The 21,993-nt window shown below is 63.3% G+C and carries 22 protein-coding genes; all 22 read left to right on the plus strand.

What is annotated here, in order from left to right; genetic code table 11:
• Nucleotides 1–58 precede the first annotated feature (58 nt).
• Entirely contained in the window at nt 59–262 is a 204-nt protein-coding gene (locus AC1Q5P_RS06005) for a hypothetical protein (protein WP_492518449.1), read from the plus strand.
• 405 nt (nt 263–667) lie between these two features.
• Nucleotides 668–1,198, plus strand: coding sequence for a hypothetical protein (locus tag AC1Q5P_RS06010; protein WP_492518450.1), 531 nt, complete (start codon nt 668–670; stop codon nt 1,196–1,198).
• Between the two features lie 9 nt (nt 1,199–1,207).
• Nucleotides 1,208–2,578, plus strand: coding sequence for a CsgG/HfaB family protein (locus AC1Q5P_RS06015; RefSeq protein ID WP_492518451.1), 1,371 nt, complete (start codon nt 1,208–1,210; stop codon nt 2,576–2,578).
• A gap of 82 nt (nt 2,579–2,660) precedes the next feature.
• Nucleotides 2,661–6,833, plus strand: coding sequence for a beta strand repeat-containing protein (locus AC1Q5P_RS06020; RefSeq protein WP_492518452.1), 4,173 nt, complete (start codon nt 2,661–2,663; stop codon nt 6,831–6,833).
• 468 nt (nt 6,834–7,301) lie between these two features.
• Nucleotides 7,302–7,664, plus strand: a complete 363-nt coding sequence (locus AC1Q5P_RS06025) for a peptidoglycan-binding domain-containing protein (protein ID WP_176217862.1) — start codon at nt 7,302–7,304, stop codon at nt 7,662–7,664.
• 28 nt (nt 7,665–7,692) lie between these two features.
• Nucleotides 7,693–8,379 carry a MotA/TolQ/ExbB proton channel family protein gene (locus tag AC1Q5P_RS06030; RefSeq protein ID WP_492518453.1) on the plus strand — a complete coding sequence of 229 codons (687 nt, stop codon included), beginning with the start codon at nt 7,693–7,695 and terminating at the stop codon, nt 8,377–8,379.
• A 28-nt stretch (nt 8,380–8,407) separates the two neighbouring features.
• Entirely contained in the window at nt 8,408–8,869 is a 462-nt protein-coding gene (locus AC1Q5P_RS06035; RefSeq protein WP_492518454.1) for a biopolymer transporter ExbD, read from the plus strand.
• Between the two features lie 89 nt (nt 8,870–8,958).
• Nucleotides 8,959–9,807, plus strand: a complete 849-nt coding sequence (locus AC1Q5P_RS06040; RefSeq protein WP_492518455.1) for a cell envelope integrity TolA family protein — start codon at nt 8,959–8,961, stop codon at nt 9,805–9,807.
• Nucleotides 9,804–11,114 carry a Tol-Pal system protein TolB gene (gene tolB / locus AC1Q5P_RS06045; RefSeq protein WP_492518456.1) on the plus strand — a complete coding sequence of 437 codons (1,311 nt, stop codon included), beginning with the start codon at nt 9,804–9,806 and terminating at the stop codon, nt 11,112–11,114. Before AC1Q5P_RS06040 ends, tolB begins: the two co-directional genes overlap by 4 nt.
• Nucleotides 11,111–11,710, plus strand: coding sequence for an OmpA family protein (locus AC1Q5P_RS06050; RefSeq protein WP_492518457.1), 600 nt, complete (start codon nt 11,111–11,113; stop codon nt 11,708–11,710). Before tolB ends, AC1Q5P_RS06050 begins: the two co-directional genes overlap by 4 nt.
• A gap of 14 nt (nt 11,711–11,724) precedes the next feature.
• Nucleotides 11,725–12,384, plus strand: coding sequence for an OmpW/AlkL family protein (locus AC1Q5P_RS06055; protein ID WP_492518458.1), 660 nt, complete (start codon nt 11,725–11,727; stop codon nt 12,382–12,384).
• Complete coding sequence (locus tag AC1Q5P_RS06060) at nt 12,384–13,226, plus strand: tetratricopeptide repeat protein (protein ID WP_492518459.1); 843 nt, start codon at nt 12,384–12,386, stop codon at nt 13,224–13,226. The genes AC1Q5P_RS06055 and AC1Q5P_RS06060 overlap by 1 nt, the downstream gene beginning before the upstream one ends.
• The gene (locus AC1Q5P_RS06065; RefSeq protein ID WP_492518460.1) at nt 13,214–13,903 is read left to right on the plus strand and encodes a CHAP domain-containing protein; all 690 of its coding nucleotides are present in this window, start codon (nt 13,214–13,216) and stop codon (nt 13,901–13,903) included. Before AC1Q5P_RS06060 ends, AC1Q5P_RS06065 begins: the two co-directional genes overlap by 13 nt.
• Nucleotides 13,903–14,352 carry a hypothetical protein gene (locus AC1Q5P_RS06070; RefSeq protein WP_492518461.1) on the plus strand — a complete coding sequence of 150 codons (450 nt, stop codon included), beginning with the start codon at nt 13,903–13,905 and terminating at the stop codon, nt 14,350–14,352. Before AC1Q5P_RS06065 ends, AC1Q5P_RS06070 begins: the two co-directional genes overlap by 1 nt.
• 1 nt (nt 14,353) lies before the next feature.
• On the plus strand, nt 14,354–14,872 hold the full coding sequence (locus AC1Q5P_RS06075; RefSeq protein ID WP_492518462.1) for a hypothetical protein: 519 nt from the start codon (nt 14,354–14,356) through the stop codon (nt 14,870–14,872).
• Between the two features lie 153 nt (nt 14,873–15,025).
• Nucleotides 15,026–15,676: a 2OG-Fe(II) oxygenase family protein gene (locus tag AC1Q5P_RS06080; protein WP_492518463.1), complete on the plus strand. Its 651-nt coding sequence runs from the start codon at nt 15,026–15,028 to the stop codon at nt 15,674–15,676.
• Between the two features lie 186 nt (nt 15,677–15,862).
• The gene (locus tag AC1Q5P_RS06085; protein ID WP_492518464.1) at nt 15,863–16,816 is read left to right on the plus strand and encodes a LysR family transcriptional regulator; all 954 of its coding nucleotides are present in this window, start codon (nt 15,863–15,865) and stop codon (nt 16,814–16,816) included.
• A gap of 431 nt (nt 16,817–17,247) precedes the next feature.
• Nucleotides 17,248–18,183, plus strand: a complete 936-nt coding sequence (trbB, locus tag AC1Q5P_RS06090) for a P-type conjugative transfer ATPase TrbB (protein WP_492518465.1) — start codon at nt 17,248–17,250, stop codon at nt 18,181–18,183.
• Nucleotides 18,180–18,515 (plus strand): TrbC/VirB2 family type IV secretion system protein, encoded by a 336-nt coding sequence (locus tag AC1Q5P_RS06095; protein WP_492518466.1) that lies wholly within the window; start codon nt 18,180–18,182, stop codon nt 18,513–18,515. Before trbB ends, AC1Q5P_RS06095 begins: the two co-directional genes overlap by 4 nt.
• On the plus strand, nt 18,515–18,787 hold the full coding sequence (locus tag AC1Q5P_RS06100; protein ID WP_492518467.1) for a VirB3 family type IV secretion system protein: 273 nt from the start codon (nt 18,515–18,517) through the stop codon (nt 18,785–18,787). The genes AC1Q5P_RS06095 and AC1Q5P_RS06100 overlap by 1 nt, the downstream gene beginning before the upstream one ends.
• Nucleotides 18,784–21,276: a conjugal transfer protein TrbE gene (gene trbE, locus AC1Q5P_RS06105; RefSeq protein ID WP_492518468.1), complete on the plus strand. Its 2,493-nt coding sequence runs from the start codon at nt 18,784–18,786 to the stop codon at nt 21,274–21,276. The genes AC1Q5P_RS06100 and trbE overlap by 4 nt, the downstream gene beginning before the upstream one ends.
• A complete protein-coding gene (trbJ, locus tag AC1Q5P_RS06110) occupies nt 21,273–21,992 on the plus strand; it encodes a P-type conjugative transfer protein TrbJ (protein WP_084277381.1) in 720 nt (239 codons plus the stop codon). The genes trbE and trbJ overlap by 4 nt, the downstream gene beginning before the upstream one ends.
• Nucleotide 21,993 lies beyond the last annotated feature (1 nt).

Raw genomic sequence — 21,993 nt, forward strand, 5'->3', positions numbered from 1 at the left:
GCTTGATCGCATTGTGGAGGGCTTTCGGATGAGTTCGTCTCCAACGCTTTCGCCAATCTTGCTCGATGAACGCAAAGGCGCGCTGGATGATAGCGATTACCGTGACGTATCGAGCGTGCCGGATCGCGATTTCTTTTATCAAGGCGTGCAGGACGATGGTGGAGAGGCAAGCCCACTTGTGCTTGTCGTCGTCGCTGCCTTTCCCATCGCGCTTGTCTTTTGGGCTTTCGTCGCCTGGGCGATCTGGAGCGCATTCCAGTGACGCTGTCGCGCCTGCGCCCAAGTCTCGGATTGTCCGATAGCCATCCAGACACCTCGTTGGTTTCCGGGGGCAATGCCCTTGGTCCGGCAACTTACCCCTTCACGCCGGTTCCCTCGGGTCGCGCCACGGGGAGGCGAGGCACCGCATTCGGATATGACCGCCAAAGGCTGTCCGGAGCGGTGTCTCGCCGTTTGACATTTCAGCGCCTTCATCGCGCAGCCGCCTCTGGCTTGGGGGGAAGCGGGCTGCGCCTGAGGGGCGAGGCGAGCCGCTCGATAAGCACGCCCGCCTCTCAGATGCCCTTGATCGGGGCGCACGACTGCGGCGCTGGCCACTTTCGGCCCAGCAGCCGACCGCCAAGCTTGCGCGAACATCCTTGCCAGCTCATGTGACGGAGAAATTCTAGTGTCCAAATTCCGCATCCTCATGGGAGCGCTAGCCGCAGCCGGGCTGATACCGACGCCGGTTTTTGCCAACAATGTTGGCGAAAATGTCGCATGGCAATTCCAGACCAGCACCGACAAGGTCAACCGGGCCTACCTTGAAGATCTGCGTTGGAAGAAACTGAACGGTACCTACGCGGCACCTGTCTATAACACCTATATCGATCGTCAGTATAACTGCTCCGTCGGTGCGAGCGCGATCGGCAACGACTCCGTGACCAACGCGGTAGCCAATTCGCCTTCCACTGCGGGGCACAGTTCCACTTCGACTGGCAACGACAACACCACGACGCTGGCCAGCGCATCCGGTTCTGGAAGCAACACAGCCAACCAGTCCAATTCGGGTTCAGTCGGTTCGAGCACGTCGGGCGCCATTTCCACAAGTGTGCGCGGCGACAACTATCAGGCGCTCAATACCGAACAGGACAATTCGGGTGACCAGACCGCGACGGTGACAGGGTCGACCGCATGCCAATACAGTTCTTTGAATTGACGCGGCGATATGATTTTCTCTTCGTTTGCCTTCGGGAAGCTGCGTGCTTCGGCGGCACTTGTCGCGATAGCGCTCGCAACTTCGGGCTGCTCGGCTCTTCACCCCGGCGTGAACACGCAGCGCCTGGCTCCAGGTGAGGCACCCACGCCGCTTGGAACACCCGTCCGCGACAATCGCTCGCCTATGGAAGCCGCTCTGGCCTGTTTTGGTGATCAGCTCGTTGCCCAAAACGGGCCGCGCCGTGTGATCGCGGTCGGTGATGTCAAGGACTACACCGGCAAATACTCGATCAACGAGGGCAACGCGATCACGCAGGGCGGGGCGCTGATGGTCTATTCGGCGCTTGGCAAGATCGGCGGGCCGCTGACCATTGCGGAGCGCTTCGACCCTACCATAGCGGAACGCGAACTGGGTTACACCGACCGGCGTCAGCTTGGCGACGGTGACGTGCATGAGGTCAATGGCAACCGCGTGCCGTGGCTTCCCTATTTCGGCGGCACCATCACCAAGTCCGACTACTACATCGTCGGCGGCATCACCGAACTCAATTACGATATCCGTTCAGGTGGCGGTGAAGTTGTCATCAACAATATTGGCCCGAAGGCGCGGGTCTATACCCAGAGCGTTGCCGTCGATCTGCGCATCGTGAACTCCCGGTCGCTGGAAGTGATCAAGACGATCAGCCTGACCAAGCAGTTCACCGGATACGAGATTGGGGCGAACGTCTTCCGTTTCTTCGGCACAGACCTGTTCGACATCAATGTCGGTGCCAAGGGACAGGAGCCATTGCAACTCGGCATCCGCACCGCGCTGGAAGAAGCGACGATGCGGCTGATCTCGGCGGTAGCGAAAGTCGATCCTTCGATCTGCATGGGGCAGCGGCAGGATACCATTCCCGAATTTTCCGCCGATCAGTTGCGCGGTCGCGCGCTCGCTGCACCGCTTCGGCAGGGCGCGGCATCGGCTGGTCCCGTTTCGCTGCTTCCCGTCGCGCCCTCGGCACCGGTGCCCTCGGCCACGCTCAACGGTGTCAGCACATCGGGCGATGCGCCTTCCGGGGCCATGCTCCAGCTTGGCTTCGAATTCGGTGACACAACCCTGATGGGCAATGCGCAGGCCGTGCTCGACCAGATCGTGCTTCAGGCCGCCAGAGGCCCGGTCAACGTGATGATCATCGCGCGCGAAACCGAGAACTGGGATCCGGCCAAGCGCGACAGCCTGATCGACGCGCGTCTGGCGGCGATTGTCACAGCGCTGGCCAATCGCGGGATTGCCCCGGGCGGCATCAGCGTCACCTGGCGGCCGGACAAGGCCGATACGTCCATCCACCGGGATGGGCCGGGCATGCAGGAAATCGCACGAATTCAGATCAGGAAATAGCGGAAAGGAGTGCGCGCTTCCTCAGGGGGGGGGAGTTATTTCTATTTGTCAAGACATTTTTCCTCAAATCACGGAGTGGTACATGTCCACCAATACACGCAAAATGCGTTCGGTCCTGATGACCGGCGCAAGCACAGCGCTTCTCGCCACGTTTGGCGCCACGTCGGCGCTGGCTCAGTCTGTTACGGAAACTGCCGCTGTCTCCATCAGCAAGGAACAGCAGTTCAACAGCTACAGCACGCCGACCCCCGGTCTTGTGTTGAACGGCAACACCCAAGGGTCAGTCAACGCCAACGTCACGAACAATGACGCGGCCGCCTATGCGCTGCTGAACAGCACCGTGTCCGTCGGCTCGTCCGCGACCACGGGCAATGCCTCGTCGGCAACCGGCTATGCCAACAGCGCCAACCTGACGGTCAATGGCGATCTCAACAATGTGACCGGCTCCGGCTACGCGACCGTTGGCGCATCTTCGGTTGCCGCAACGACTGCGGCCACTGTTGCAGGCACCACCGACATCGGTATCTCGCTGTCGCAACAGAACACCAGCACCGCTGCGACGGTGACGGACAATACCGCGATGGGGATCACCATCGACCATGGCGCATCGGCCAGCACCGCGACACTCGTGGGCAACAGCCAGAGCGCCACGGGCGTCCTCAACTCGGGCGTGACCGCGCTCAACCTTGACGTCAACAACTCCAGCGGTTCCGGCGGCATTGCCGCTGCCCAGTCGAGCGTCAACAGCTCTCTGACCGCCACGACTGCTGGCTCTGTCGGGTTTACGACCGGTTCGGGGCCGTCGACCAACGCGCTGCTGAACAGCACGGTCGCTCTGACGGACAACAGCCAGAAAGCCACTGCAGTCGCCAACTCGGGTTCGAACACCCAGTCGGTCACCGGCAATGCCATCACGCTTGCGGCCGAGTCCACGGGCCAGGCCAAGGCTGGTGCAACTTACGTTGCTGGGGATCCCACTGCAACGCCTCCCACATCTACCGTTCACAACACCTCGGCTATCGCTGGCTATGCCACGGTGTCGAAGCAGGAACTGGCGGTATCGGCCGCTGGAGCCAAGACCGTCACTGCTTTGATCGACGATGCTGGAACAAACTTTGGCGCTTCGGTCACCGGCAACGTAGTGGGCTCGACGCTGTCCAACGACAGCAACGCCGCCACGGCGCTGGCACGCGGCAACGAGGTGTCCAACGCGACCACCATCGCGGCGAACAGCATCGCCACCGGAACGCTCGCCTCGCCAGCCTCGGGCACGGTCGCGGCCATCGCATCGCAGCAAGAGACCACCGTCGCCACGGGCACGCTGAGCATCGTCGCCCAGATGGGTGGCGCGGGTTCGGACGCGCCGATCGTTTCCAATGCGATCACCGGTGATGTGACGACCAGCTCCGCCTTGAGCGCGTCGGGCAACGCTGTTCTGGCTGATGCCGCAGCGAACCGTGGCGGCAGCGCGATCACCGCTTCGGCCACCACGATCACGACGCTCGGCACCGAAGCTCCTTCGGCAGGTGTCAGCAGCGGCGTTGCAACCGCCAATGCCGCATTCGCGGTGGCGAACAAGCAATCGGTGGCTTCGGGGACGAGCGTTCAGGCCGGTCTGGTCGACAGCTTCACCACGCCGACCAAGAGCACCTTGGTCCAGACCGCGGTCAGCGGTAGCCTGACCAGCTCGAGCATCGCCTCGGATGGTAACAGCCTGACGGCCAATGCCACCGGCAACGCCACGCTGGGCACCGGCAATGCGATCACGCTGTCGGGCACTAACGTGGGCACCAGCGCTGCCATCGCCAGCAATCAGACCATGGCAGGCAACGCCAGCGCCTGGATCGGCATGGCGGGGACCGCTGCTACTTCGCCGACGACGCGGAACTTCACGTTTGCGGGTGCAAGCACCGGTTCTGCTGGGAACTATACGTTCACCGGTACGGCGGCTGGTACATCTACGGATCGTGATGCCCTGGCTGCTGCCTATCCTGCTAACACGTTCACCTACTCGGACGGAGTTATCACTCTCACCGCTACGGGGCAGCTAACCAGCTCGAGCTCATTCCCGGCGTCGTACACCACTGGCGGTTCGGCAGGAACGCCGGCGGCTGGCGGTGTCATCGTCACGGTTGGCAACGACATCACCGGCAGCAGCGTGACGGTCGATGGCAACGAAACGGCCGGTTCGGTCAAGGGTAATAGCGCGACCAATGCACTGGCTGCCAATGCGACCAACCTGACTCGCGGCAATGGTGTCAGCGCTTCGTCTGCGGGCAGCGCTAACGGGACCACTGGTACTGCCAATGCCGACATGGCCGTCGCCAACGTGCAGGGTAATACCGGTAACCTCTACAGCACCGTCGGCGCCGTGTTCGGCGTCTCGGCAACGGGCGTTACCGATCCCACTCTAAGCGACGTTGGCACCAGCACCGTGTCTGTGTCCGACAATGCGCAGCGCTCGACTGTGACCGCCAACACCGGCTCCAACAGCATCGCGCTTTCGGCAACTAACGCCACAACGACCTCGGCTCTGGCGAACAACCAGTCGAGCACAGGTGGTCTTGGTGCGACGATCTCGTCCTTCAGCGGCGCGAACGTCACTGTCGGTCGGGATATCTCGAACAGCACGGTTAAGGTGGACGATAACGCCATCTCCGGCGCGACCACGGGCAACGCGGCAACCAACAGCGTAAAGGTAACCGGCAGCAGCACGCTGGCCGCTTCGGACGCCACTGTTGGTGCAACTGCGACGCCTGCTTCGACCCTTGCCACGGCCGATCACGCGCTCGCCAGCAACCAGTCGGTGACGGGTGACGAAACAACGACGGTTACCGGCAAGTTTGATATCGTGACGCTGGGCGTCGGTGCGCCAGCATCGGCCAACGGCACCAGCGACATCACCGGCAGCACGTTGTCCGTTTCGGGCAATGCGCAGTCGGCGGCCACCATCGGCAACACCGCAGCCAACAGCATGACGCTGGCGGGTGGTAGCATTGCCACCAACGGTGCGTTGCAGTCGGTTCAGACGGCTTCGGGTTCGGGTGGCTTCACGGCCTCGTCGACGATGACCGTCGCGGCTCCGGCGGCGAACAGCACGTCGAACCTGACGCTGGACAACAACACCAACATCGCCTCGTCCACCGTCAACGATGCCGCCAACAGCATGGTGGTTACGGCCGATACCGCCCTCACGTCGACCACGGTTGCGGGCCCTCCGAACCAGACTTACGGCGCCAATGCCTCGCTGTCCGGCTCGGCTGGCACCTACGTTGCTGCAGCTGATTATGTTGTTAACAACGCCCAGACGGTTGGGACCAATGCGGTTACCGCGACGGCGACGACCAACGTCTGGAACAATGACGGCGGAGCGACCGGCCAGAGCCAGTTCGCAACCAACGGCATCTACCAGAGCACCGTCGATCTCAGCGGAAACGCCACCACGGCTGCGGCAATGGCCAACCGCTCGACGAATTCGCTGACCCTTTCGGCCAATTCGGACAGCGCCTCGGCAGGTGTCGTCAACCAGCAGGTCAGCGGTGGTGCCGTGTCGGCGACCGCCACGACCAAGGCTGACGTTGTGGTTGCGGGCTATGACGCTGCCAGCGGCACCGATCCCAGCCCGGTCGATACCAGCTCGGTGACGCTGAACGGCAACGCTACGACCGCGCGCGCAGGCGGCAACACCGCCACCAATGCGCTCTCGGCCTCTGCGACCACCTTCGCCAACACTAGTGTCGGCGGTTCGGTTTCGCTCACCGGTGCCCGCACCGACAGCGTCGCGGCGAGCTTCGCCGTGCTGAACGAGCAGGCCAACACTGGTGCCATCACGGCAGCAGCGAACGTCACCTACGGGGCGTCGTTCAACAATCTGGGAACGGCGCCTTCGGTGACCAACTCCTCAGTGGCACTGAACGGCAACAGCGCGGTTGCGGTCGCCTATGGCAACGCCGCCACCAACTCGCTGACGCTTGCTGCGCTCAACAGCCCGGCCAGCGGCACGACCCCGACGACGGCGGCTATCGCAAGCAACCAGAGCAACACCGGCGCGATCAATGCGACCACCGGCGTTGGCACTGGCGCGCTCGCGATCAATGCCGTGGCCAGCGGTGCCGGCAACACCGGCGGCGTGTCCAACTCCAGCCTGTCGATCAACGGCAACTCGCTGGGTGCGGCCGCCTATGGCAACAGCGCGACGAGCACGCTCACCATCGGTGGGAACAACGTGAACGTTACGGGCTACAGGCCGCTCTAAGCCAAGGAATTCCTGCGCTCCTTGCCTCGGAGCGCCGGATGACCCGGAAATACCCCCAAACCAACCGGCAGCCTGCCACAAGCTGCCTTTCCGGGTGTGCCCCCGCGTTCGATCCGACGCGGGGGCCTTCCCCGGCAGATTTTCAGCGCATCGTCTTTCCGCTTGCAGAATTTTCGATGCCGCCACCCAATCAGGAACGTAACCTCCATGTTTGTTGTCAGCCTTCGCCGCTCGCTTGTGCCCATCGCGATTGCAACCGCTGTCAGCCTTGGCGCTGTCGGCCCTGGGTCCGTAACAGCGCAGGCCGCAGACAAGACTGGCAACTTTTCCGTAAGAGGCCTCGGATCGCAAACCTGCGAAGCCTATGTCGCAGCACTTGCCAGGCCGGACGACTTCTTGCGCTACGGAAACTGGTTGCTTGGTTATGCGACAGCTCACAACCGGCTAGTCGCAGACACGTATGATACCATGCCCACCGAAGGCGGCACCGATTTCCCCAATGTGGTCGCGGTCGTCTGCCGCACCAATCCCCGGATGCTTCTGGAGAACGCGGCGGCCAGTGCCATCGATGTGATACGGCCCTTGCGCCAGACTGCGGCCTCGCCGCTGGTGCAGGTGACCGCCGATTACAAGACCGTTTCGATCCATCAGGAATCGCTGAAACGGCTCCAGACAGCCCTGATCGCAAAACAGGCCTTCAAAGGAATGGCGACGGGGGCTCCCTCGGCGGCATTCACGGATGCGCTGAAGGCCTTCCAGCGCAAGGAAGGCATTCCCGTAACCGGACTGCCGGACATCGACACCTTCATCCGCGCCATCGTCAAACGCTGATCGCCCGGTAAGCAACAGGAGACATCGCGTGAAGTTCGACTGGTTGGCATCCCCCGCTTCGCCTTTTCATATCTTTCTTGAGGCTGATCGGCTGGTCCAGACGATTATCGTGCTCCTGCTGCTGGCCTCGATCGCTTCGTGGTCGATCATCATCGGCCGGGCCTGGGCGATCTGGCGTGAACTGCAGCGCTCGCGCATCGTCAAGCGCCTGCTGACCACTATCGGCACCCAGGACGATCTGCGCAATCTCAGCGACGGCGCCGAAGGCCGGATCACGCACATCCTCGGCGCGATCGAGGTCGAATGGCGCTGGTCCTCGGAAAATCTGGTCCGTGATTACGATCAGGTCCGGCAGCGCGTCGTGTCTATTGCCGACATGGCTATCGCGCGTGAGGAGCGACATCTCGCGGGAAGCACCGCATGGCTGGCGACCCTTGGAACATCCGCCCCCTTCATCGGCCTGTTCGGAACGGTCTGGGGGATCATGGGCAGCTTTCTCGCCATCGGGCAAAGCCAGGATACCTCGCTCGCCGTTGTGGCACCGGGTATCGCGGAAGCCCTGCTCGCAACGGGTGTCGGCCTGTTTTGCGCCATCCCGGCCGCGATGGGCTTCAACCGGCTCGTACAGATGCTCGCCGCTGTCGATGCCGAATGGCGCTCGATCGCAGGGCTGCTCGAACTCGCCATTTCGCGCCATTTCGGGTCGCACTTCTGATGTGCGCGGTCGGTGAGGACATGCAGTCATGATACTGCAATCCAGGTCCATCGGGCGGGGAAAATCCCCACATGCTCAGCTTCTGAGCGAGATCAACGTCACGCCGCTGGTTGACGTGATGCTCGTGCTGCTGGTCATTTTCATGATTACCGCGCCGCTTGTGGCAACGGGCGTCAAGGTCGACCTGCCGCAGGCGAAGACGCGCGAACTCGCGTCAGACCAGAAGCCCGTCGTAGTGACAATCGACGCCGTCGGGGGAGTATTCATTGGCGATGCGTCCGTGCCCCGCGAGGCGCTCGGCAATACCCTGCAGCAGATGGCGCAGGCTTCCGGCGATCCTTCGGCCATGCGCGTTTTTGTCCGTGCGGACCAGGCCATCGCATATGGCACGGTGATGCAGATCGTCGCCGAAATCGGTGCGTCGGGATTTGAAAAGGTCGCCTTCCTGTCGGATTCGCGTGACCCCGATGTTCAGAAGAAACTCCCGTGAATGCGCGGCTCCCCTCCCTTCTATCCGTTTTTCTGCACCTTGGACTGCTCGCCTTGCTGTCGCTTGTAACCTTCCGCGCGCGCGAAATCATGATCCCCCCGGTGGGGATGGCCATCGAGATCGTGGATCTCGATCATGCCATGCCGTTACCCGATTCGGCATTTGTGAGGCACGAAGATGTCGAGGTTGCGGCACCGGCGGCTGCGGCTACCCCCGCTGCTGCCCGGCAAACGGCACCGGCCCCAATGCCGCAGGAAACCACCGTTCCTGTTGCGCCTTTGCCGCCCGTTGAGGCGGGCGCTGCTCCATCCCAACTCGCTGAATCATTGCAGCCCAGCGAACGCCCGGCTCCGGTGCTGGGTCCCGGTGCGGTCGCCAGGCCGTTGCCGGCGGCGCCGACGCCTACCCGACCCCCGGCGTCGGCGCCCACTCCGTCTGCCTCGGCCAATCCGTCACCGGTGATGCCTCAGCCGGTTGCCCCGGCCCGTCGGCTTGACGGTGCATCGTTGGCCCGCGCGCTGGGCAAGCCGATTGGGTCGGCACCTCGCCCCCGTCTCAATTCGGGGGCAATCGGATCGGCCATTGGGCAGGCGGTGCCGCGCGGGGTTGCCGGTCTCACGATCCGGCAGCGCGCCAATCTTGTCGATATGATCCGCTCGCAGATAACCCCGTGCTGGAATCCGCCGCAAACGGAAGAAGGTAGTGGGCATGTAACGATCCTGATGCGGATCAGGCTTGGCCGGGACGGGCAAGTGTCTGGTTCACCATCCGTCGCCCGGATAAGTGGTCAGACCGCTGCGAATGGCGCTTATGCCAATGCGCTCGCCGGAAGCGTCCGCCGCGCCGTGCTGCGCTGCGCGCCGCTCAGGCTGCCAGCCGAACTCTACGATGCATGGGCGGACGTAGAACTCAATTTCGATCCGAGAGACATATCATGATCAAGGCAGTCATGCCGGTGACCCTTGCGCTGTTGGCAACGGCATCTCAAGCATTTGCTCAGGGGCCGCTGCATGTCGACATTACCGACGGCACCGCCTCACCCCTGCTGATCGCTATTCCCGAGGTTGCCAGCGGCGTCATTCCGGGCGTCGCCAATGGCGAGGATGCGGGAGCGGCACTGGCACACATCGTGCGAGCGGACCTGTCTTCCACGGGGCTCTACCGCTTCGTTTCCGTCGATGGACGATATAGCGGGTCCGAAGAGGTTGCCTTTGCACCTTTTGTACGTGCAGGAGCGCAGGCGCTGGTGTTGGGCCGCGCCCGGCCCTCGGGGAACGATGCGCTTGCCTATGATTGTGTGCTGTACGACGTTTTTGGTGCCCGCATCGAGACCTCGCAGCGCATTCTGGTCAGCAAGGCGCAGTGGCGGCGCGCAGCACACAAATGCGCGGACATGGTCTTCGCCTTCACGACCGGCGACCAAGGGCATTTCGATACGCGGTTGCTGGTAATAGGCCAGGCAGGGAGTGCTCCGGGCCAGGGAACGAGCCTGCTGTCGATGGACTTTGACGGTGAAAACCGCACTTCCCTGTCAGATGAGCGCGAACTGGTGGCGATGCCGCGTTTTGGCGCCGGTGGTCGGCGGATCATCTACACATCTTTTGCCGGTCCGGGACAGAAGCTGGTGCTGGGCGATCTCGACAGTGGCGAGATCCGAACGCTTGACGTTCCCAAAGGTGTCCCGTTCGCGCCGCGTTTCTCGCCTGACGGTGCCTCGGTCATCTTCTCGCTCGCCCGCGATGGTGAGGCCGACATCCATGTCATCGACCTTGCAAGCGGCGCTGTTCGGCAACTGACAAGCAATGCCGGGGCGGACACGAGCCCGAGCTATTCACCCGACGGAACGTCGATTGCGTTCGAATCCGATCGTTCGGGCGAACCGCAGGTCTATGTGATGGCATCCGACGGTAGCGGCCAGAAACGCATCAGCTTCGGTGCCGGGGCGCATGGCTCGCCGACATGGAGTCCGCGCGGCGATCTCATCGCATTCACCAAAATCGAGAACCGCACGTTGCGTATCGGCGTCATGAAGCCCGATGGTTCCAGGGAACGGATCATAACCGAAGGGGGGCGGGATGAAGACCCTGCCTGGGCGATCAGCGGGCGCGCGATCGCTTTCCAGCGCACCGCTGCCGGTGACGCGCTCCCCGCCGTCTGGATAACCGATCTGACCGGAAAATTGGCCCGGCAAGTGAAGGTCGGTTTTTCCGTCGGAGAGCCGGCCTGGTCGGAAAAAAGGCCATGAACGAGTCGGCCTCCTTCCGGCATGGTTTTCGCGTTCGTGCTTGCCTGGGCACCTCGTTGTTGGTCGGCTTGTCGGTCGTGCTGGCGTCCTGTCAGCGCCCGGTGCAGCCCCTGCGCCCGCCACCCAGCTTCGAGATGCAAGGGCCGGCGCCCGCACCGCTGACAGTTCAAGAGGACGAAGCGCAGAGCCGGCTTCTGCGGGATCACGAGACACCGGCCACGGTTGAGGATTTCGAGCGCTATGCGGGAACGACGCGCGTTCTGTTCGCACGGGACAGTGCCGAACTGGATGCGGCGGCGCGCGCCATTCTCGACCGTCATGCGCAATGGCTCAATCTCCACCCCGAAGTGCGCGCTTCGCTTCAGGGTCATGCCGATGAGTTCGGCTCGCGCGAACATCAGTTCGCGTTGGGTGAAAAGCGCGCTGCAGCCATGAAATTCTATCTCACCGCCCAAGGCGTGGCCGCCGAACGCCTCGTGCCCACGTCCTTCGGCAAGGAGCGTCCGGCCCGAACCGGCGGTGATGAGATCAGCCAAAGCCAGAACCGCCGTGGCGAGACCGTGCTTGTCGGTCTGCCCGGCAGCGCCAGACAATGAGGGGAGTACCACAAATGCGCCGTTTTGCTGCAGCCCTGTGCGCAATTGCTGCTGTGTCAGTCGCAACGCCTGCTCTTGCCGAGCCAGGCGACATTCTGATCAAGATTCGCGGCGATTACGTGCTGCGCTCGGGCAGCAGTACGGTGACCTTTGACCTTGGTGGCATCCCGGTCTCCGCGAATGCCAAGGCGGCTCCGGGCGGCGAGGCGAGCCTGACCTTTTTCATGACCGAGCATTTCGCCACTGAATTCACGCTTGGCGGGGCGCCCTATGATCTGAAAGACAGGAACGGTCGAACGCTCGTCTCGGCCGGGCTGATTACGCCCACCGCCATGCTCCAGTACCATGTCATGCCGTCCTCAAGGGTGTTCAGGCCCTATGTCGGCGCCGGTCTGTCCTACGCCAATTTCTATAGCGAAAAGCCCGGTGAGATTCTGACGAATCGCACCGTGACCCCGCCCATTTCGTATTCCGCCGATATTAAGGGTGCGCTGGCACCTGTGGTCCAGATTGGCGCCGACATCGCCATCAACGAGCAACTCTACATCAATGTCGATGCCAAGTATCTGGGCGCCAGTTCCAGGCTGACCGTCGAGCAGGGGAGCAATAGCCAGACGGTGTCGCACAAGATGCGTTCGCTTGTTCTGGGCGCTGGCGTGGGATTCAGGTTCTGATGACGCGGTCCGGAAGCATCGGCGCACAGCGGACGAAACGTTTCGCGGCCATGGTCCTGGCAGTCTGGTCGCTGCCCTTGGCCGGTGTCGCGCAGGCGCAGAGTCTGAGCGGTATCGAGCAACGGTTGCAACGCATCGAACAGACCATGCGCGGCCTGCAAGGGGATCGACCGGCTTCCGTCAGGCCGGCGCCGTCTTCCGCCGCGCCGGTCGATGCGCTTCTGCAGCTTGACCGACGGCTGGCAGCCCTTGAACGGGCTCTGTCCGGCCTCGTGTCCATGCAAGAGCAGGATCATCGCGCGCTCGCTGCCAGCCTCGCGCAAATGCAGGCGCTGAAAGGAGACATCGAATCTCGCCTCGATGCGGTGGAGCGGCAGGCTGCGGCAGTTCCCGCAGTATCCACTGTGCCGCCTTCCGCTCCGGTTTCACCAGTGGCGGTCCCCCCGACCGCCGACGAGCGTTTCCGGCAGGCCATGGCCTATGCCGAAGTGCAGGACTGGCAAAAATCCGAACTTGCCTTCGACAGTTTTGCCGCCAGCTGGCCGTCGGATCCTCGCGTTCCCGAAGTGCGCTTCCAGCTTGGTCGTGCTTTCCAGGGACAAGGCAAACATGCCCAGGCCGCCCAGATATTTCTCGACCTGTATGAAAAGGCGCCGCAGGCCCCTTTCGCTCTGGCCAATCTCTTCGCTCTGGCGGAGGCGCTCACCGGTATGGGGCCGGACAACAATGTTCAGGCTTGCGATGTATACGCCGAAATCGAGGCGGTGCATGGCGGTACTCTCACGATAGAGCAGCGCTCGCGTCTGCTCGACCGTCGTCTGGCCCTGAAATGCGCCGGCTGACGTCCCTCCGCCTGCTGGCTGGTGATCCGTCGTCCATAGCGTGGACCGTGCTGTCCAGCGCACTCGCGATGGCGTTGTCATGCGGTTGTGCCACACCTCTGGCTGCCAGCGAAATGGTCCGGCGATCTGCCGGGGAAATGGCGTCGACACTTTCAGGCACCGGCCTGCAATGCGTTCCCTATGCGCGCAGGATCAGCGGGATAGCGATCTATGGTGATGCCCATACCTGGTGGGATCAGTCCGCCGATCGTTATGACCGGGGCTTCAGGCCGCGGGTCGGCGCTGTGATGGTGCTGCCGTCGCATGGGAAGATGCAGCTTGGCCACGTCGCGGCCGTAAGCCGCATCATTGACGCGCGGACCATCCTGTTGCGTCACGCAAACTGGTCCCCGATCGATGGTGTGCGCGGTCAGGTCGAGGACGATATGCCCGCCGTCGACGTCTCGCCAAACAATGACTGGAGCCGGGTGCGCGTATGGTTCGCGCCGCTCCAGTCTCTGGGAACGACGCACTGGCCGGTCCAGGGTTTCATATACAACCGCAAGCCCGCCCTTCTTGTGCGCACGAGCGATCCGATCGGCGATATCATCGCCCGCGTCACGCGCTCTGGTACCATTCGGCGACCCGTCCAAAACAATCCTGCCGTCGATAACGCCATCAGAAAGAAGGTGACGTGATGGATTCTTCCCTCAAGCCGCACGAGAACCACTTTGTCGCGCTTGGTCAGCTGCTGACTGGAGCCGGTGTTCCGGCCGATCGCACGGAACAACTCGTAACCGGCATGTTGGCGCAGAGTGCTCGCGAAACCCGGCTGGCCGTCTCGCGCGACATATGCGCGCTCGTGGATGGCTATATCCAAGGCCTGGACGAGCGTTATGCAACTCGTCTCGACGATGCGCAGAAACTTATGACGAAGCTCGCTGTCGAACTGGAAGTGTCTCGCAGGCGCATGCGTGACGAGCGCTTTTCCAGAAATCGTACCGTGATTGCGCTCATCCTCCTCCAGTTGGTCGCCTCGGCCGTGATGCTTGTTTCCCTCAATTTCAACGGCAGGGCCACGGCTGTGGACGTAGGCAGCGCGGCGGATGTCGCGCTTGGCCCCGGATTCGAAGTTCTCGAGAGGTAAAATGCCTGAGGAGCGTATATCTGCATCCGAACTGGTGCATATTGAACAACTGATGCGCACGGCCTTCGAGGCGCTATCGCATGCCCAAACCCTGCTCGGCGCTCGTCTGGACATGAGATCGGAACAGCCGTGCCAACCACCTGCCGGACAATTGCCTGCCGACAGCGCCGACGTCGACATTTCGTTCCTGCGGCGCAAGGGGAACGGAAGTGAATGCACACGCCCGGCAACGATTGAAGGGCGTATTCGTCGCCTGGCGCCGCGCGCCAGCCGAGGCGGTGCGGCGATCCTGCGCAATCTGCTTGAGCAGCCCGGTGATTTCATAGACCAGCGCGACCTCGCAAAGGCAGCAGGAGTGACGTCCGGTTCTTCGCATGTCGTGAAAGTCTACATCTGTCATTTGCGTAAAGCACTGGAATATCATGGCTTTGGGGCCAGCGTGATAGAGACTGGTTGGAAGAGCTACGCCATCAAGGCTGATGCCGTTCCCAGCATATTCACATTTCTCAATCGTTCATGATCGGCGTTTGCGTGACCCGCATAGCGATAGCGGCGGATGTTTGCGCCTTGGCGCATACCGCCGCTGCAGAGCTCACGCCGACCCGAAATCCCGCTGCAAGCTTGCGGCACGAAATGCCCGCCCACGCCAATTTCCTTCGGAGATCAAGATGCCGTGTCTCAAATCACACAATTCCTGAACGTACCGCTCTTCGCTTCGCCAGTGTTCGGCTATGAACTCCCCGACTGCGAACTGCTGAATCAGGCTCTGCTAGCTGCATGTGCAGCGCGGCGCACGTCCGAGCAAAGCATGGCGGTCTCTAACCAGATCGGCTGGCATTCCGCGCCGGATCTGTTCGTGCGCAAGGAAGAGGCTTTTCGCTCGTTGTGCGCCCAGATCGGCCAGGTGCTGACCCATGTCGCGCAAACCACGCTCCCCGCTTTCGATTTGTCCATCCACGACATTCAGGCACACGGCTGGGTCAACATCAATCCGAAAGGCGGCTTCAACACGCCCCATGCCCATCAGGGCTTTCACTGGTCGGGTTGCTACTATGTGGCCGTGCCGGACGCTCAGGATAATCGCAGCGGGCTGATCGAGTTTCTCGATCCGCGCGCCAGCGTCAGTATGCGGATGCCTGATGAGTCGGTGTTGTTCGCGCCCAAGTTCCAGGTGCGTCCACGCGCTGGTACGATGCTCATCTTCCCATCGTTTCTGAACCATTGGGTTTATCCGAATCAGGATGACGACGAGCGGGTCTCCGTCGCATTCAACGCCCGCGTCGAGGCCAGAGCCCACCCTCAAGGTGCTGCCGTTGCCCCATAAGATAGCTCAAACCTGTTGGAATGGCGCGAGCGGGACCTCTTGGTTCCTGCCCGTTCCAGCTTTGCTTGCAGCCTTCGTCGTTCACAACAAGGCGTGATCTGTCCTTGCGCCAACTGCAAGTCGGCTGTGTCCTGCACATTGACGTCTCCCGCCCCGGCGCCTTGCGCAGATCCGAAATTGCGGATCATGCGGAAGATTGTCGCGGGAAAGCCGGATGTCGCCGCGTTCGATCCCCTGTCGGTTCGGACTGGCATTGAACGCGCGCACCTTGAAACGGCCCTGGCTGTTCACCTTCATGGCTCCTTCGGCAGGGCGGCCCGGGCGCTCAACATGTTGCCTTCGACGGTGAACAAACGTGTTCGCAACCTGGAGTTTCAGTTGGGCTGTGCCGTGTTCGAGCGTCAGAAGCGCCGACTGGTAGCAACGCATGCGGGATCGGTCTTCCTGCAGCACAGCGCAAGTCTCCTTCGCGATTTCCGTGCTCTGGTAGATGCGGTACGCCGGATCGCTGACGGCAAGGCGGGGCAGGTCTTTATCGGCTATCATGGCGGTATTGCGCACCAGAAGCTTCGGCGCCTGCTTCTCGAAGCCGATCCGGATTTTCCTGAAATACACAAGATGCCCGTCGAACTGCCCTACGATCGACTCTTTGAAGCCCTGGCCAGCGGACGAATCGATCTTGCCATCACACACAGCGTTCCAGATCTGTTTCAGGGGCGGAGCGCGCCGATGTGGAGCGAACGCTTCGTCCTTTGCCTGCCCGAAAGCCACCGGCTTGCGGCGTGCGCAACGGTGCAGTGGGAAGATCTTCTGCACGAAACCTTCCTCATATCGGGTTTCGATGCCAGCGAGGTCATGCGTGATTTGCTCGAGGAGCGCTTTGCACCGTTCGGCGTTTCGCCGCGCGTGGCAGTTCACGAAATTGGCCCCGCCGCCATCATTGACATGGTGGGGGTGGGCAAAGGGGTCAGCTTGTGTCTCGATTCCATGTCGCGGGAAAATGATGCGGGAGCAGTCTTTCGTGAATTGAACAGTGCCCCCGGCACCACAGACCTGACGATAAATGCCTGCTGGCACACGGATCATGCCAATCCCGCGCTCGACATCCTCCTGAAACGTCTGGGCGTCAGGCCGAAGTAGGCGATGCCATTGCGGGGCAGTCGGAAACGGGCAGCTTCGTCGACTGCGGCTGCGAACCCGGCGGATGCCCGCCTCGGCGCTTAGAACTTCACTTTGCGCTATCAATCGTGATAATTTTACTCTGGATCGTTAGTCTTTGATCAGAGCCGGAAGGGGGCGGCGGCAGGTCACGCCATTGGTCTGTCCCATCATGCGCCCAATTTCCCCATTTTTGGCCTGACGCGGGTAGCCGCCCGGTGCCTCGATCTACGCCATTGCCTGTCTTGATGCGCCAGCATTCTCCGCCGTGAAATCGTTGTTGAATCAAGTGCGTTCCTGCGTCTCTTAATCATCCCCAACGCGCCGGGCGGCTTGTCGCCGGCGCCCTCGAACGGGGATATTTCATGGGTGCAGCCAGCCAGAGATCGGAAGTTCATGCACGCGGCGCGCGCATGCTGCGCACCGCCATGGGCACGTCGATCGCGGCCTGGCTCGCCGATCCCGCCATCATCGAGGTGATGCTCAATCCGGACGGGCGCCTTTGGGTCGACCGGCTGGGAGAAGGCATCAGCGACACCGGCGAGCGCCTCTCGCCCGCCGACGGCGAGCGCATCATCCGCCTCGTCGCCCATCATGTCGGGGCCGAGGTTCATTCAGGCGCCCCGCGCGTCTCGGCCGAACTGCCGGAAAGCGGAGAACGCTTCGAAGGGCTGCTGCCGCCGGTCGTGACCGCGCCGGCCTTCGCGATCCGCAAACCGGCCGTCGCAGTCTTCACGCTCGACAATTATGTCGCGGCCGGGATCATGTCGTCGGGCGAGGCCGAAGTGCTTCGTCGCGGCGTTGCCGACCGGCTCAACATCCTCGTCGCCGGCGGCACCGGCACCGGCAAGACAACCCTCACCAACGCGCTTTTGGCGGAAGTCGCGAAGACTTCTGATCGCGTGGTGCTGATCGAGGATACGCGCGAACTGCAATGCGCCGCGCCCAATCTGGTCGCCATGCGCACAAAAGATGGCGTCGCCTCCCTCTCCGATCTCGTGCGCTCCTCGCTGCGTCTGCGCCCCGACCGTATCCCCATCGGTGAGGTGCGCGGGAGCGAAGCGCTCGACCTCCTCAAGGCCTGGGGTACCGGCCATCCCGGCGGCGTCGGCACGATCCACGCCAATAGCGCCGTCGGTGCGCTGCGCCGGATGGAGCAGCTCATCCAGGAAGCCGTGGTGACCGTGCCCAAGGCCCTGCTCGCCGAGACCATCGATCTCGTCGCCGTGCTGGTGCGGCAGGGCACCGGGCGACGTCTCGCCCAGCTCATGCGCGTCGAAGGCCTCGATCCCGTCCTCGGCGACTACCGCCTCACGCCCGCAACCCCCGACATCGGAGAAGAACCATGATCGATCTGTCCCGCCGCGCTGCGCACCGTCTGCGCGTAGCGCCTCTCGCCCTTGGCATCGGCCTCATCGCGCTCGCCAGTCCCGCTTATGCCTCGGGCTCGTCGATGCCCTGGGAAGCGCCGCTCCAGTCGATTTTGGAGTCGATCGAAGGCCCGGTCGCCAAGATCGTCGCAGTGATCATCATCATCGCCACCGGTCTGGGGCTCGCCTTCGGCGACACCAATGGCGGGTTCCGCCGACTGATCCAGATCGTCTTCGGCCTGTCGATCGCTTTTGCGGCCTCGTCCTTCTTCCTCTCCTTCTTCTCCTTCGGCGGCGGGGCGCTGGTCTGATGGAGGGCCGTGAAGAGGAAGTGCCGGGTTATCTGGCGCCGGTCCATCGGGCCCTGTCCGAACCCATCCTGCTGGGCGGTGCACCGCGCAGCCTGGCCATCGTCAACGGCACGCTCGCCGGCGCTCTGGGCCTTGGCCTGCGACTCTGGCTCGCGGGCCTCGCGCTCTGGGCCATAGGCCACGGTCTCTCGGTCTGGGCCGCGCGCCGCGATCCCCAGTTCGTCGATGTCGCCCGGCGTCACCTCAAATATCCCGTCTGGATGCGGCCATGATCAACTTCTCCGAATATCGCCCCAAAGCCGCCTGTCTGGCCGATTTCCTCCCCTGGGCCGCATTGGTCGCGCCCGGCGTCGTGCTCAACAAGGATGGTTCGTTCCAGCGCAGTATGCGCTTTCGCGGGCCCGATCTCGACAGCGCGACGCCTGCCGAACTGGTCGCGGTGACCGCGCGCCTCAACAATGCGCTGCGCCGCCTGGGTTCGGGCTGGGCGGTGTTCGTCGAGGCGAGCCGCGTGCCCGCACAGGACTATCCCGACAGCCCCTTTCCCGATCCGGTCTCGGCGCTGGTCGACCAGGAACGCTATGAACAGTTCCGCGAGGAAGGCGCCCATTATGAGAGCTTCTACCATCTGACTCTCCTGTGGATGCCGCCCGCCGAAGACGCCGCCCGCGCGGAGAGCTGGCTCTACGAAGGCCGGTCGGGATCGGGCGTCGATCCGCATGAACTTCTGAAGAGCTTTACCGACCGCACGACCCGCGTGCTGCATCTGGTCGAAGGGTTCATGCCCGAGGTGGCCTGGCTCGATGATGGCGCCACGCTCACCTATCTCCATAGCTGCGTATCGACGAAGCGCCAGCGCGTGCGTGTGCCGGAAACCCCGGCCTATCTCGATGCGCTGCTCACCGACGAGGCACTGACCGGCGGGCTCGAACCCATGCTGGGCGAGCATCACCTCCGCACACTCACCATCACCGGCTTTCCGACCGCGACCTTTCCAGGGCTGCTCGACGAATTGAACCGGCAGGCCTTCGCCTATCGCTGGTCAACCCGCGCGATCATGCTCGACAAGACCGACGCCACGAAACTGCTCACGAAAATCCGGCGGCAATGGTTCGCCAAGAGGAAGTCGCTCGCCGCGATCCTCAAGGAGGTGATGACCAACGAACAGTCGGTCCTCATGGATTCCGATGCGTCCAACAAGGCGGCCGATGCCGACATGGCGCTACAGGAACTGGGCGCGGACGCGGCCGGCATCGCCTATGTCACCGCGACCGTCACCGTCTGGGACCGCGATCCGGCCCTCGCTTCGGAAAAGCTCCGGCTGGTCGAGAAGGTCATCCAGGGCCGCGACTTCACCTGCACGATCGAGGGCATGAATGGTATCGAGGCCTGGCTCGGATCGCTTCCCGGCCATGTCTATGCCAATGTCCGCCAGCCCCCGATCTCCACCCTCAATCTCGCCCACCTGATCCCGCTGTCCGCGGTCTGGGCGGGGCCGGAACGGGATGAGCATTTCGGCGCTCCCCCCTTGCTCTACGGCAAGACCGAAGGCTCGACCCCGTTCCGGCTTTCTCTCCATGTCGGCGATGTCGGCCACAGCCTAATCGTCGGCCCGACCGGCGCCGGCAAATCGGTGCTGCTGGCGCTGATGGCGATGCAGTTCCGCCGCTATGCGGATGCCCAAATCTTCGCCTTCGACTTCGGTGGCTCGATCCGCGCCGCCGCGATCGGCATGGGCGGCGACTGGCAGGATCTGGGCGGCGCGCTGCATGAAGGCGATAGTGGTGCCGCTGTCGGGGACGGCGTGGCCCTGCAGCCGCTGGCCCGCATCGACGAGCCGGGCGAACGGGCCTGGGCCGCTGAATGGCTGGCCGCGATCCTCGCCGGTGATGGCGTGGACATCGATCCCGCCGCCAAGGAGCATCTGTGGACCGCGCTCGGTTCGCTGGGCAGCGCGCCGGTTGCCGAACGCACGCTCACCGGCCTTGCCGTGCTGCTCCAGAACCAGCAGCTCAAACAGGCGCTGGCGCCCTATTGCGTCGGCGGTCCCTGGGGGCGGCTGCTCGACGCCGAGACCGAGCAACTGGGCGATGCCTCTGTTCAGGCCTTCGAGACCGAAGGGCTGATCGGCGCGGCCTCGGCCGCCGCGGTCCTTGCCTATCTCTTCCACCGCATCGAAGGCCGGCTCGACGGGCGCCCCACGCTCATCATCATCGACGAGGGCTGGCTGGTGCTCGATAGCCCGGCCTTCGCTGCCCAGCTGCGCGAATGGCTCAAGACGCTGCGCAAGAAGAACGCCAGCGTCGTCTTCGCCACGCAGAGCCTCGCCGACATCGAGACGTCGAGCATTGCGCCTGCCATCATCGAAAGCTGCCCGACCCGCATCTTCCTGCCCAATGAACGCGCAGCCGAACCGCAGATCCGCCAGGCGTACGAACGCTTCGGGCTCAATGCGCGGCAGATCGAGATCCTCTCCCGGGCGACCCCCAAGCGCGATTATTATTGCCAGTCGCGGCGCGGCAACCGGCTGTTCGAACTGGGCCTGGGCGAAGTGGCGCTCGCCTTTGCGGCGGCCTCCTCCAAAACCGACCAGCGCGTGATCGGCGAACTGGTCGCCGCCCATGGCCGTGTCGGCTTTGCCCCGGCCTGGCTGCGGCATCGCGGCCTCGATTGGGCCGCCGGCCTTTTGCCCGAACCCGTACCCCCGTCCGATCCGGACGATCCCTTCCTGTCGCTCGATCCCGAGGAGTTCAATCCATGAAGAAGCCATCGTTTCGCCGCGCCTTGCTGGCCGGCGTTGTCAGTCTGACCGCTCTGGCCGGGCCTGTTCTCACCTCGCCCGCGCAGGCGCAGTTCGGCGGGGTCGTCTATGATCCCACCAACTACGCGCAGAATGTGCTGACCGCCGCCCGCTCGCTCGAGCAGATCAACAACCAGATCCGCCAGATCGAGAATCAGGCGACCAGCCTCATCAACGAGGCGAAGAATCTCGCCAGCCTGCCGGTCTCGACGATCTCGACCCTCCAACAGCAGATCGGCCAGACGCGCCAGCTCCTGGGGCAGGCGCAGCGCATCGCTTACAGCGTGCAGGACATCCAGAGCGCGTTCACCCAGCGCTACAGCGGCGCGAACCTGACCGCCTCGCAAAGCCAGATGGTCGCCGCCGCCAATGCCCGCTGGCAGGACAGCGTCGGGGCGTTCCAGGACGCGCTTCAGGTGCAGGCCGGCGTCGTCGGCAATATCGACGGCGCGCGCGCCAGCATCGAGACGCTGGTGGGGGCCAGCCAGTCGGCGAACGGCGCGCTCCAGGCTGCCCAGGCCGGCAACCAGCTCCTCGCGCTCCAGTCGCAGCAGCTTGCCGATCTCACCGCCGCGATTGCGGCACAGGGCCGCGCGCAATCGCTCGAAGCGGCACGCAACGCGGCGACGGAAGCCGAAGGCAAGGCCCGCTTCCAGCGCTTCCTCGGGCATCAGTGAC

It is taken from the genome of Novosphingobium sp. GW835-FHT14H07 (genome assembly GCF_058793515.1).

Coding starts and splice junctions, on each gene's coding strand:
- AC1Q5P_RS06060 (WP_492518459.1), top strand. CDS start 12,384: ATGACGCGGTCCGGAAGCATCGGCGCACAGCGGACGAAACGTTTCGCG.
- trbJ (WP_084277381.1), top strand. CDS start 21,273: ATGAAGAAGCCATCGTTTCGCCGCGCCTTGCTGGCCGGCGTTGTCAGT.
- AC1Q5P_RS06095 (WP_492518466.1), top strand. CDS start 18,180: ATGATCGATCTGTCCCGCCGCGCTGCGCACCGTCTGCGCGTAGCGCCT.
- AC1Q5P_RS06015 (WP_492518451.1), top strand. CDS start 1,208: ATGATTTTCTCTTCGTTTGCCTTCGGGAAGCTGCGTGCTTCGGCGGCA.
- AC1Q5P_RS06035 (WP_492518454.1), top strand. CDS start 8,408: ATGATACTGCAATCCAGGTCCATCGGGCGGGGAAAATCCCCACATGCT.
- AC1Q5P_RS06070 (WP_492518461.1), top strand. CDS start 13,903: ATGGATTCTTCCCTCAAGCCGCACGAGAACCACTTTGTCGCGCTTGGT.
- AC1Q5P_RS06100 (WP_492518467.1), top strand. CDS start 18,515: ATGGAGGGCCGTGAAGAGGAAGTGCCGGGTTATCTGGCGCCGGTCCAT.
- trbB (WP_492518465.1), top strand. CDS start 17,248: ATGCTGCGCACCGCCATGGGCACGTCGATCGCGGCCTGGCTCGCCGAT.
- tolB (WP_492518456.1), top strand. CDS start 9,804: ATGATCAAGGCAGTCATGCCGGTGACCCTTGCGCTGTTGGCAACGGCA.
- AC1Q5P_RS06025 (WP_176217862.1), top strand. CDS start 7,302: ATGCCCACCGAAGGCGGCACCGATTTCCCCAATGTGGTCGCGGTCGTC.
- AC1Q5P_RS06050 (WP_492518457.1), top strand. CDS start 11,111: ATGAACGAGTCGGCCTCCTTCCGGCATGGTTTTCGCGTTCGTGCTTGC.
- AC1Q5P_RS06065 (WP_492518460.1), top strand. CDS start 13,214: ATGCGCCGGCTGACGTCCCTCCGCCTGCTGGCTGGTGATCCGTCGTCC.
- AC1Q5P_RS06055 (WP_492518458.1), top strand. CDS start 11,725: ATGCGCCGTTTTGCTGCAGCCCTGTGCGCAATTGCTGCTGTGTCAGTC.
- trbE (WP_492518468.1), top strand. CDS start 18,784: ATGATCAACTTCTCCGAATATCGCCCCAAAGCCGCCTGTCTGGCCGAT.
- AC1Q5P_RS06085 (WP_492518464.1), top strand. CDS start 15,863: ATGCGGAAGATTGTCGCGGGAAAGCCGGATGTCGCCGCGTTCGATCCC.
- AC1Q5P_RS06075 (WP_492518462.1), top strand. CDS start 14,354: ATGCCTGAGGAGCGTATATCTGCATCCGAACTGGTGCATATTGAACAA.
- AC1Q5P_RS06020 (WP_492518452.1), top strand. CDS start 2,661: ATGTCCACCAATACACGCAAAATGCGTTCGGTCCTGATGACCGGCGCA.
- AC1Q5P_RS06040 (WP_492518455.1), top strand. CDS start 8,959: ATGATCCCCCCGGTGGGGATGGCCATCGAGATCGTGGATCTCGATCAT.